This is a genomic window from Microcoleus sp. FACHB-672 (genome assembly GCF_014695725.1).
GTDB lineage: Bacteria > Cyanobacteriota > Cyanobacteriia > Cyanobacteriales > Oscillatoriaceae > FACHB-68.
Genome location: NZ_JACJOU010000016.1, coordinates 149949 through 162026, shown reverse-complemented (window position 1 = coordinate 162026; position 12078 = coordinate 149949). Strand labels below are relative to the sequence as shown.

8 protein-coding genes are annotated in these 12078 nt (G+C 46.1%); 2 read left to right on the top strand and 6 right to left on the bottom strand.

All coding sequences use genetic code 11. The features are described from left to right. Positions 1 to 3: 3 nt before the first annotated feature. Together H6F56_RS12550 and H6F56_RS12545 are read right to left on the bottom strand one after the other, a co-directional pair. Positions 4 to 222 carry a hypothetical protein gene (locus H6F56_RS12550; protein WP_190668561.1) on the bottom strand — a complete coding sequence of 73 codons (219 nt, stop codon included), beginning with the start codon at positions 220 to 222 and terminating at the stop codon, positions 4 to 6. Between the two features lie 509 nt (positions 223 to 731). Continuing rightward, positions 732 to 932 carry a hypothetical protein gene (locus tag H6F56_RS12545; protein WP_190668558.1) on the bottom strand — a complete coding sequence of 67 codons (201 nt, stop codon included), beginning with the start codon at positions 930 to 932 and terminating at the stop codon, positions 732 to 734. A 565-nt stretch (positions 933 to 1497) separates the two neighbouring features. Here H6F56_RS12545 and H6F56_RS12540 point away from each other — a divergent pair. Then, positions 1498 to 3408: a cyanophycin synthetase gene (locus H6F56_RS12540; protein WP_190668556.1), complete on the top strand. Its 1911-nt coding sequence runs from the start codon at positions 1498 to 1500 to the stop codon at positions 3406 to 3408. A gap of 108 nt (positions 3409 to 3516) precedes the next feature. Here H6F56_RS12540 and H6F56_RS12535 read toward each other — a convergent pair whose 3' ends face one another. Together H6F56_RS12535 and H6F56_RS12530 are read right to left on the bottom strand one after the other, a co-directional pair. After that, a complete protein-coding gene (locus tag H6F56_RS12535; protein ID WP_190668553.1) occupies positions 3517 to 5169 on the bottom strand; it encodes an alpha-amylase family glycosyl hydrolase in 1653 nt (550 codons plus the stop codon). A gap of 447 nt (positions 5170 to 5616) precedes the next feature. Further along, complete coding sequence (locus H6F56_RS12530) at positions 5617 to 6339, bottom strand: response regulator (RefSeq protein ID WP_190668550.1); 723 nt, start codon at positions 6337 to 6339, stop codon at positions 5617 to 5619. A 232-nt stretch (positions 6340 to 6571) separates the two neighbouring features. Between H6F56_RS12530 and H6F56_RS12525 the strand changes: the two genes are divergently transcribed. Further along, on the top strand, positions 6572 to 9565 hold the full coding sequence (locus H6F56_RS12525) for a PAS domain-containing protein (RefSeq protein ID WP_190668548.1): 2994 nt from the start codon (positions 6572 to 6574) through the stop codon (positions 9563 to 9565). Positions 9566 to 9669: 104 nt separating this feature from the next. On the opposite strand, the gene H6F56_RS12520 is transcribed toward H6F56_RS12525, so the two are convergent. Next, positions 9670 to 10428, bottom strand: coding sequence for a hypothetical protein (locus H6F56_RS12520; RefSeq protein WP_309236512.1), 759 nt, complete (start codon positions 10426 to 10428; stop codon positions 9670 to 9672). Positions 10429 to 10695: 267 nt separating this feature from the next. Continuing rightward, positions 10696 to 11772 carry a magnesium-protoporphyrin IX monomethyl ester (oxidative) cyclase gene (gene acsF, locus H6F56_RS12515; protein WP_190668543.1) on the bottom strand — a complete coding sequence of 359 codons (1077 nt, stop codon included), beginning with the start codon at positions 11770 to 11772 and terminating at the stop codon, positions 10696 to 10698. Positions 11773 to 12078 lie beyond the last annotated feature (306 nt).

The following is a 12078-nucleotide window of genomic DNA, read 5'->3' as shown; positions in this document are numbered from 1 at the left end:
TGGCTAGCTTCTACTTGAAACTTGCAGCCAATCTGCACCAATAACGGTGAAGACTATCAAGACTCGCAACGGCAAAGGAGCGAAAGTAAAACCCAACAGGCAGCAAACAATTACTGCCCCTAAAGCAACAAGCGTGAATAGGGCATTCGTTGTGTGCAGGAGTGTCCAAACTGCTGCACCAGCAGCCACTAGAGTAATTAAACAGACGGGAGAGAGGATCATAGCTTCTTATTACTTTCTAAATCTGCTTTTGGATGGCTCACTACCTGGTGAGCGCTGAGTTACGAGTTTTTAAGCTGTTTGACAAGTTTTTATAGTTTTTTATATATTAATCAATTACACTCGCAGCCTCATCCACCAAAGGTAGAGTTCTTGCCCAGCTAAAAGGCAGATAGGGGCGGCACTAACTTTGGAAGTTTTTTTCTTGACTTATGCAAAGAGCAAGAGATAGCCCGAAAGTGTTATCGCTTTAAATAATTATTGAAATTAAAATATTAATTTAAAATAAGAAAGTATAAATATATTTCTGCGATGATTAATTTTTCAGTAACACAACTAATATTTTACAGAAGATAAAATTGACCCTCCAACAAAAAGAACCCCCATGTAGGGGGTTTTGGGGGATTGCTAAAGTCACAGCAGATGGAAGCTTGGGGGAGCTGTCTGAGAAATTAGGTTACTCTTTTATACCAACAGCACCGGGAGAACAAATATTGTGCCGGTTTATCCACTTACACACGCGACGGGTTTGTTAAATTGAGTAATAAATAGCGAGCGTGCTCAAGGGAGAAATGTCTGGGTTTGCCCTCGTATACGATTTGGTATTCATTGCGGTTTGCCCCATCGCCATAGCCAGAAATGAGTTTGCGATGGAAAGCTTCCTCAGCTAGTTTGTGAACTTCATCTCTGAGATCAGCCTGTGTAGCATTCATATCTTGCTGTCTCCTTAGTGTTTTCTTATACATTCTATTTATCAACATTGTGGGAGTCCTTACACCTATCAAAAGTTATATATTCAGCTCAATGGAATCCGCCCTTAGTTAATCTTAAGTAAAATTACTCAGGCATAAGCTTCACCACAGCCTTTTTTGCTGTCTGACAATTTTTCTAAAATTATGTTTAAATTGCATATAAATAAATAAAAAAACCGCTTATTAAGAAGTTTCAAGGATTCTCTGTGTGCAATTTATTAATACTCCTGACTAGCCGGCAGCGGGTGGCAAAACCAGAGAGGTTACCTCAACCTTGGCTGGAGTATGCCTTTGGGTAGCTGAAATACAACACAAATAACGTTACGCTCTAGCTGAGCTAGATGGCAAAATGCGTTTCGCCTAGCCCAGGCTTTCATCCGGCTGAGAAAGCCCAACACGCTTAACTAATTCATCGGTTGTGCCGTCACCGGCAATCAAAAGCCCCCCTCAGATATCAAGAAGGACTGGGGTAGAGGCGATCAAGTTTCTAGATTTTATCGGGTGTTTAGCCAAACGGAGGTAATCAATGATTCAAGAGACTCTCATCGATAAATATCGCGTCAATGCCAGAAAGAGCGACGCCTTCGACATTTTCAACCTCAAATATTTCATCGGCCCGAATCCTTACTTAGATAGGGCGGCGCTAGTTTTCGACTTTGCCCTCACCGGCCATCTGCATCCCTTAGCCATCGATGATTACGTCTCGATCATTGGGGATCGCTACCCCGACATCCGCGATGAAAGTTATGAATCCTATGGCCATCTGTTTGCCCGAACCGTCTCAGAAGTTGGCAAACTAGACATGGGTTTACACCTTGATCACTGGAGTCTCAAACCTTTCGCACATTTTATGAGAATCGGGGTGCAAGCACTGCACGCACGTACCAATCGGGCCGTTGTTTACTGCGTTTGGGATTGGTTTGAAGCCATCACTCAAGGTGATCGTTTTGACTTAGACACTCAAATCAAAACCTTTCAAAATCTTTTCCGGCATTCCGTTTATGGCGGGCCAACAGTTTACACGCTTTGGCGAACCGCCAACGACAAAGGAATTCCCACATTTTATTTGTGGGATGAAGGACTTGTGCAATACGGCTATGGTAAAAAACTGATTCGGGGCATCGCCACCACCTTTGACTGCGACAGTCATATTGATTCAGATTTCACCACTCGCAAGGATGACTGTAAAGCATTTTTACAAACCTTGGGGTTCCCGGTTCCTAACGGCGATATCGTCGGTTCCTGTGACGATGCCATTGCAACAGCCAGAAAAATTGGCTACCCAGTTGCCGTAAAGCCGGTGATCGGGCATAAAGGCATCGGCGTGACGGCTGATGTGCGAGACAAAGAAGAACTGATCTTTGCCTATAACAGGGCGGTGGATGCCACCCCAGAGGGCCAATCGGCAGATATCATTGTTGAAAAAAGCATTTCTGGGGCAGATTTTCGCTTGCTGTGCGTCAACGGCAGATTTGTTGCCGCCACAGAACGCCGGCCCGCATCTGTGATTGGGGACGGAAAATCAACCATTGCCGAATTAATTGATCGGCAAAACCGGACGGCAACCCGTTTAGATACACCCACTTCGCCCTTAAGCAAAATTAAGTGCGACGAGTCGATGGAAATGTACTTGGAAGAACAGCGCTTGTCAATTGATAGCGTCATTGATAAAGATCGCACTGTGTTTCTTCGTAAAGTCGCCAACCTCTCTGCCGGCGGAGTCAGCATTGATGCCACACGCACCGTTCACCCAGACAACATCATCCTCGCGCAAGACATCGCACAGCACTTCCGTCTCACGTGTCTGGGGATTGATGTCATTGCCAAAAATCTCTCGACTTCTTGGAAAGATGGCAACTTTGGCATCCTCGAAATTAACTCAGCACCGGGCATCTTCATGCACCTGAATCCTGCGATTGGTGAAAGCGTTGATGTGCCTTCATCTATTTTGGAAACGTTCTTTAAAACCGACGCAGATGCGAGAATCCCAATTATCACCTTTAACCGGATTTCAGTTAAAGAACTCCAAGAAATCATTGACCATATTCTTTTGCAGCACCCCGACTGGATAATCGGCGCTGTCTGCCGTGAGGGCGTCTTTATCAATCGTTCAGAAAAGAACCTGCACAAAGATTACAACACCAACATTCAAAACCTCGTGCGTCATCCCAGACTTGACCTGCTGATTGCAGAATACTGCGAAAACATCCTGGAAACTGATGGAATGTTTTACCAGTACAGTAATATGGTGGTTCTAGATAATCCCACCGAAACCGAAATGATGCTTATGCACAACGCTTCGGAGGATTCTACGGTCATTATCAATGAGTCAGATAACATTTCTATCCGACGCCAAGGCTTGATCGAACAGTACCGGCTGGGAGATGGTGAACCCCTAGTGCGCGTTTACCTCAAAGAACTCGGGACAGTTTTGTGAGCTAAAATTTGTTTGCCTGTGCAAAAGGTTTTTAACGGCGCAAAGGTAAATACAAGAGAACGCAGGGTGATGTCACTCTGCGTTCTCTTGTATTTAAAGGCAATTTAATTAGTGCCAGACAAAGACTTTCGCTTCGTATTCTGGCAAGTCAACCATGATGCTGTTATCGCCGGCTTCCACGTCATAATTGCCGATCCATTCGTGCCAAGTTCCGTTTTCTGGGAAATTAGGAATCGTGTAACCACCGAGATAGTTGTCTGAAAAGTTAGCCACAACAACCACACGAGAACCTTCATCGTTCCAGCGCGTGTAGGCTAACACCTTTGAGTCTGCATCTTCATGGAAAAACTCAATATTTTCTGTATACAGAGCATGAGTGCTTTTACGCAGATGAATCAAGCCTTTCATAACTTCAAACAAACCGCGATTGTCGTCTTGTCCTAATAGCGTCCAATCAATTTTGGCTTGTTCTTGGGTTTTGTATTTGTATTCCCCAAATTCTTCACCCATCCACAGCAAGGGAACCCCAACTGCGGTCATTGTAATCACACCGCCCAACTTTCTCCGCTTAAACGCCGCCTCACCCAAAATGCCGCGCTCACCTAATTCTGCTAAAACATGATTGTGGTCGTGGTTGGTTGTGTAATTGATAACATTCGTGGCTCCCATAAAGCCTTGACGTTTGCAATCAATCACATCTTTGAGGCGCTCTAAATCAAAGGTATCGCCGCAGATATGTTCTAAAACACAGTGATAGAAACTGTCGTGCCAGCAGGCATCCATCGGCCCGTCAAAGTTCGTGATGGTAGTCGTTTCCGGAATGTGTTCGGCAATGTTATAAAATGGCTTCGGCCCAGCAGCTTGCTTCGCTTCTTTAGCAATCCAGTGCATGAAATCGTAGTTGGCAATTTGTCTGGCGGCATCGTAGCGAATGCCATCAATGTGATATTCTTGAACCCAAAAACGAACAGTGTCACCCGTAAATTTCCAAGCCGGCTTGAGATCTAAGTTTTCGTCATAATGTTCGTAATTAAACTCTGGTCCCCAGTTATTATCGGGGTCGCGTGGCGAGTGATGATACCAGTAATCGTGGTCTATTTGTGTCAGCGGACTTTCGGCTTCTGAGTGGTTATAAATCCCGTCCATAATCACTCGAATACCCCGCCCATGACACTCATCAATTAAGCGTTTCAAATCTTCTGTGCTGCCATAACTGGACTCGGTTGCAAAGAAGTGTCGCGGGTTATAACCCCAGCTATAATCACCCGGGTATTCTTTCACCGGCATCAGCTCAATCGCATTAATCCCCAGCTCACAAAGGTAATCTAATTTTTCAATAACGTGCTTATATTGCCCGCGTGCATAAGGGTCATCTTCCCCGCCGGAAAAATCCCCGACGTGCATTTCATAAATGACTAATTCACTGTCTGCCGGCAACGGTTTGTCATCGTGTTGCCAAACGTAAGTATCAATGATTCGCTGACCCTCTTTAATCCTCACCACGCCATTTTGGGTGGGATTATCAATATCTGTTGCGTAAGGATCAACGACCTCTACCCATTGATCCGCTTCAAAAAACCATGACTTAGATTGAACGCGGAATTTATATTGATAAACCCCATCTTCTAGGTCAACTTGGGTGCGAAAATAACCATCTTCGCCTTTTTTCATGGGGATCTCTTCCCAATTAGAAAACGACCCAATTAAGGCCGCTCCTTCGTTATAAGGAGCAAATAAATTAAATTCAATGGGGCTTGCCATGTAAATTGACCCGTAAAAATTGTTATCTTTAGTTTTTCAGATGTAACCAAGCTCTGGCATCATTCTGGAGATATAACGTTTGCTTAAACTTGTCTGAGAAAACCCTGGCATAAAACAAGCGGGTTTAGATCGTTACTAAATCTAAACCCGCTTTAAACAGTATTTTGTTTTGTCCCGCTTGAGCTTGAGCTTGTTTTTACACCTTTATCTAGTTTGTGCGTTGTCCGATTGAGCGTCGGCTTTTTTTGTCAATCATTTTTTTTGCTGAGCCGGCCGAACTCAGAGCAATTACTGAGCTATTTTTGTAGCGTGTGTAACATTTCTTGAGTCTCTGTTTGTCCTCAAGTGTTTGCAAGTTATTGCCACACCTGATATTCAAGCTCTATCCAAATATACGTTGACAAAAAAAACAGTTACTCCATCATCTGCATTTCAGGATAAAGCAGTTTATCCCACCAATCCAGAACGCAGCGCCAACACGGCAGCTTGGGTGCGATCATCGGCAGACAGCTTGTTCAAAATATTGCGGACGTGGGTTTTAACTGTTCCGACGGTAATGTAAAGCTTTTCGGCAATCGCGGCATTGCTGAAACCCTGCACGATCAGCTCCAAAACTTCCAACTCCCGTTCAGTCAAAGGATAAGCTTCTATCAGCTGGCTGTATTCAGGATCGGCGGCGTGAATCGAAACGGTGGTATTGGCATTGACCTCTTCAGCGCCATTCGACGGCGTGGTTCGCGCTTGGCGCAGCACGATGCCGGCAATCGCCGGATCGATCCAGGAGTTACCCTCATAGGTTGAGCGGATGGCTTCGAGCAGCTGCTCAAACCGGATATCCTTCATGCAGTAGGAGTCCGCACCGGCAGCAAAAGCGGCCAGAACTTCCTGTTCGCTATCCTGAAACGTCAGGATCAGCACCTTTGTTTGGGGATCTGACCCTGCTACCATTGACTCTTTAAACCGCTGGGTCAGCTCAATGCCGTCCATATCTGGCAAGCCGATATCGACAATTGCAATATCAGGTTTATGCGCTTTCAGCAGTTTTAGCCCTTCTATGGCATTGGCAGCATCTCCAACGACTTTAATACCCTCACGCTGTTGTAAAGCTGTCCGGATACCGATCCGAGTCAGGTCGTGGTCTTCAATCAGAACAACGCGAATTTCGCTCATATTCACCTAGCCAAATGTACAAGGGTTTTACTGTAAAAAAAATTATTTATCAACCACTCAACTTTTTTGCAAGAAATACACCTAGCGGTAGCTGTGAGTAGCTATGCGAAAGGGATAGATTTAGATTATAAAATCTTTCGCTCTCGCTTTAGCAGGCCATTTTTCACTCTAGTGCCGGCCCGCAAGGAAGTAGTTTTAGCTGAGTGACGAGTGGATGAAATGAAAAAACGCTATGAATAATATTAATCTTCAACAGCCATCGGAAACGAGCTGCCATCCTAAAAGCCTAGAACAACTTCAAGCTCAAGTCGAAAGCTTACAGCAGCGCCTTATCAGTAGCGAATCCCGACAACACCGGCTCTTAGACGCCATCCCCCAGATTGCTTGGCGGTCTAAAGCAGATGGCTTAGTTAGCTATTGGAATCGCCGGTGGCAGGAATATACAGGCGTGGAACCAGGACGGGCCTTGGGCTTGGGATTTACCAGGGCAATTCATCCAGAAGACCATGATCGCGTCCTCTCATTCCACCGGCAGGTTTTAGCGAAAGCTCATTTAACTGCCAACTGCTCTAGCCGCTTTTATGAAACGGAACTGCGCCTATTGCGGGCGGATGGCACCTATCACTGGTTTATCGCCAAAGCAGAGCCGGTGTTTGGGGAAAATAGCCAAATCTTAGAATGGGTGGGCACTTATACAGACATTGACAGTAGCAAGCTTTCACAAGAGGCTCTGGGCGAAAGTGAAAAGCGCTATCAGTTAATGGCTGAGAACTGTACTGACCTGATCTCCAGGCATACGCCAGCCGGTGTTTACCTCTACGCATCCCCAGCTAGCCGCACCTTGCTTGGTTATGAGCCGGATGAGCTGCTTGGACGGGACGTTCATGAGTTTTTCCACCCGGAAGATAAGGCAGCGCTCAAAAGAACCCAAACAGACACTCTCAATCAGCCTTCTACTTACACCTTATGCTACCGCATCCGTCGCAAGGATGGGAATTATATTTGGTTTGAGACGAGCAGCCGGTGTGTTCGCCATCCAGAGCGGGGGACCGTCGAAGAAATTATATCCGTTTCGCGAGACGTCACCGAGTGCAAACAAGCCGAGGCAGAAATTCACACCCTCAACCGAGAACTCGATCAACTGGTTCGCAAACAAAGCGTGCAACTCGATGCCGCCAAACAATTGAAAGAGGAACTGATCGGTCGCGAACAAGTGGCCCGATCTCAGGTGGTTGCGGCCCAAGAGCGATTTGCCATTGAGCAAAAGCGGACAGAATCGGCCCTGTATTTCCTGATTGAAGCGAGTACCATGCTGGCGGCATCGCTTGATTATGAAACAACTTTAGAAAATTTAGCTGAACTGGTTGTGCCTTACCTGGGCGACTGGTGCGCTATTAATATTATTGATGCTGACGACGACTCTTGTCGCTGTGTGGCAGTTGCTCACAAAGATCCGTCTCGTGAACCCCTAGTACGCGAGTTGCAGCGCCGTTACCCGGCAGATGCGGATGGGACTTACAGCTACCTCAAGCGGTTGCGCTGCGGTGAGACAGATCAGCCTTGGCAAATTTCTGTCGGGTTTGATATTTGTGACGCCAAGATGGAGGCGATCGCCAACGATGCGGAGCATTTGGAACTGTTACAAGCGTTGAATTTTAGATCCTATATGTGCTTGCCTATCCGGTTCGGCAAGCAAACTTTCGGCTCGATTTTGCTGGTTCTCTCCGACAGGGTGCGGCGCTACACGCAAGCGGATATGACTTTAGCTGAAGATTTAGGCCGGCGCGCGGCTTTGGCTTTAGATAAGGCGCAGCTTTACCGGCAGGCGCAGGAAACCAGCAAAAACCTGTCTCAGGTGGTTTTAGTTCTCGATGAACAGCAACAACAGTTGCGAACGCTGCAACGGCTAACAAATTTAGTTAACCAGCGTCTTGCAGATTTGCCAGGTTTGTTACAAGTCATGGTGGATGCGGTTTGTGACTCAATTCCCAGCGCACAGTTTTGTCTGATTGTGTTGCATAACCCTAGCACCGGCCAACTGGAACTAACTGCGACAGCCGGCATGGGAACGGAAAATCTGCCGATGGGAAAAGCCTTAGCGACAGAGGACGGTTTGCTCAGTCAAGTCTTTTCCACCGGCAAATGCCAATTAATCCGGCAAGAAAATCACTCCCCAACAGGCGGGCGAGAACACCCAGCTATTTGCTGGGAAAAACCCAAATCCCACCAAACACTCGGGAAACCGGCTGCTGTCTATGCAGTGGCGATTGAATCAGCGCAAGCGGGCCGGCTAGGTGTGCTGGCAACTGGCAGTTGGGACGATAGCGGTGCGTTTGATTTGGAAATGTGGCAGCACTTATTAGTTGCCGTGGGAGAACAGGCGGCCATTGCAATTAACAACGCCCAGCTCATTAATATTTTGGAGGAGCGAGAAGAACTCGTGGCGGTTCAAAATCACATCTTGGCCCGTCAAAACCAGGAACTCGCAAATCAGCGAGAACAAATTCAATTGCAAAACTTGCAGCTTCTTGAAGCAGCGCGGCTGAAATCGCAATTTTTAGCCACCATGTCTCATGAACTGCGGACTCCGCTTAATGTAATTATCGGTTTCGCTCAACTGCTGTTGCGCCAGCGCCCCGATCCGCTGACTTCTAACCAAACAAAGATGGCAGATCGCATTCTCAACAATGGCAAAAATTTGCTGATGCTGATTGATGATATTCTTGCCCTTTCGCACATTGAGGCCGGCCTTCGAGGTATCAAACGGGAAACGTTTGATGTCGTCCAGTTAGTCAGACCCACCGTCGAACAATTTAATAAGCTGGCGGCTGAAAAAAAATTGACGTTGGATGTTTACATTGATGTGCAAAATCGTAATTTGTGCACTGATCGAGCGTGTCTACGGCAGGTTTTAATCAATCTTGTCTCTAATGCAATTAAGTTTACCGAGTCTGGAAGTATACGGGTTGAGGTATACGAACAGCCATCTGATCGGGTAGTCATTACAGTTGAAGATACCGGCATCGGTATTGCGGAGACAGAGATTGATCACATTTTTGAAGCCTTCCGCCAAGTGGATCAGACGCTTGCCCGCAGGTATCCAGGTACGGGTTTAGGTTTAGCAATTACTGACTCGCTGGTACGCTTGATGAACGGCACGATTACTGTTACAAGCCGGTTAGGAGAGGGTTCTACTTTCCAAGTTGAGTTGCCTCGCAAAATATAAGTTTAAAATCATGATTTGAAATGGATTCGCTGAGTGAAAATATAAGAGATTCGTTTTTCCGCTGAGTTAAGTAACTCGAAGAAGGTTATTTCAGAGGTTGATTTTTAGGGCATCCACTCTAAAACCACACCGACGCGACTATCTTTATCTTCCCTTGCATTCTGCTTTTGAATGTCGGTGGAGAGACGTAAATTTCGAGTGACGGCATATCCCACGGAAAAAGTTGTTAAACCCACATCTTCACCCGTTCCGGGTTTAACCCAAGTTTGCGTTAATGAGATATCTGCCGCACCCCCCCGTGACAATGCCAACATTAGCTTTGCACCGAGTTCGATGCCGTTGGTGGAGTAAGCCTTTGTTTCCAAGTGCCGGTAGCCGACAACCGGCGCAATATTGACATAGCTGCCTAAAGGAAGCGCATAATAACGCACGTTAACGCCGGCTGCGGTGCGACCGCCGTTGAAAGACGCCTGATAATCTCCGCTAACGGTGAAGCCGGTGCGCCCAATAAACACATCTTCCACGCCGGCATTCCACCCATCGGCACCCTGATCAGAGGGAAAATGGGAATAACCCAGCCGCACTCGTGTCTTGAAGCTGGGATCGTTCCGAATATCTTCTAAAACATCAGGCACCTCACGCAACCAACGCTGCAGCACAGGACTGTTTTCAATCACTTGGGGATCTAAATCCACCTCGTTAGTTTGAGTGGTTGGGGTTTGTGATAGCTCAGGGGGATTTAAGCTTTCTAAAGGCGTGGCAAAGCAACTGAATGCCGGTGTGAGAAATACGCTAACTCCCGCTAGCAAGTAGGCTAATTTTCTTGGCTTTAGCTCTTGTAACTCATCCCATTTAAATCTCACAATCAGCCGGCTCCCAAACACACAATTTTATATTTTCGCGTCAAATTAGTTGTTACTCAGATAGCCCTAAAACTTTGATTTCTAGATGTAAAAATCTTCAAACTTGTTTAGCCGGCTTGGCGCTAAATTTTGCACGATTGGGTTAAAAACCCAGGACATTTACAGATAAAAGTAATTGATTTAATTGTCCTAACACTCACCAAAAAAAAACGGCTCTACTTAATGCAGAACCGCTAACCAAACTAACAGAGGAGCGAAACCGGAAACCTAACGAACTACCTCCATCATGGGAGCAGTCTCAATCGGCTTCATAAAGTAAAGCCGTACCAACTGCCAGGCATTGGAGAGGTAGTGAGGCAGTTTTTGGCAAAACTTGACAATCTTAGGCGCGTCCGATTTAGCAATTTCTGACAGTTTAGCATTATTCTGTATGCAAATATCAAGACGCTGGTAAAATTCTGGATTATCTACATCCAAAATCACTGGAAATACGCGTGCTGAGGTTTCGTTGGTCTTTTGGATGACAAGAATGTCATACTCACGAGCGTCTAAACCCAGTGCAGCGTAGAAGTCACTCCGCTGGATGTCGTTAAGATACATCGTTGCAAACACTGACAGCAGGAAGAACCGGCACCATAGCTTGGCTTTCCAATCATTCAAAATATGGGGTTGAGAGCGCATGATGGCATCAAAGAAATCTCCGTGCCGGTTTTCATCTTGGCACCAGTTTTCAAAGAAGCGGAAAATCGGGTAAATCCGGTGTTCTGGATGTGCTTCTAAATGACGGAAAATGGTGATGTAGCGCCAGTAACCGATTTTCTCAGATAGATAGGTGGCGTAGAAGATGAACTTTGGTTTGAAGAAGGTATAGGCGTGATTTTTGGTGAGGAAACCTAAATCTAGCGACAGGTTAAAGTCTGACATCGCTTTGTTGAGGAAGCCGGCGTGACGCGCCTCATCTCGCGACATTAAATTAAAGCACTCTGCCAAAAGTGGGTTTTTGTCCTTTAACCGGCGTCCCAATTCCTTGTAGAGGAGGAACCCAGAAAATTCAGCCGTGCAAGAACGCTCTAAGAATTCGATAAATAATTGGCGAGTCTCACCATCAATGTGATCCCAAGACTGTTCAAACTCCGCATCCCGCACAAAATGATGGCGATTGTAATCGGTGCGAAATTCTTCAAGGATCGCGAGAAGTTCATCTTCATTGGGTGAGATGTCCATCTTGGCCATCTCTTCAAAGTCTGTGGTGTAGAACCGGGGCGTCAGGATTGTTTCCTTGGAGGGCACTTTCACCCCAGGCCGGAGTTCTTCAAAGGCTGGTTTTTTGAGGGAGTCTACCATAAGTCTGTTTACGCTCTTGTTAAGGATTTTTGCCTTAGGAGTGGTCTATTCGGCGGCGTCCAATAATTCTACGATAATCGTTGCATTTGCTACGCACTCCAGTCTAGCAGCCGCATGGCGAGGTCAAAAATGCAATCAGGTTAAGAGTTACAACGGCGTATCAACTTTTGTAAATTACGCTCTAGGCCGCTCGAAAAATGGGTGCTAAAATAAAAGATTTCAAAAAAACCTTCCTCAGCAAGAAGGCTAAAAAAAGCTAGAAATTAATTTTTTCACTCTGGACGTGCGATTTCCCAGACACACGCC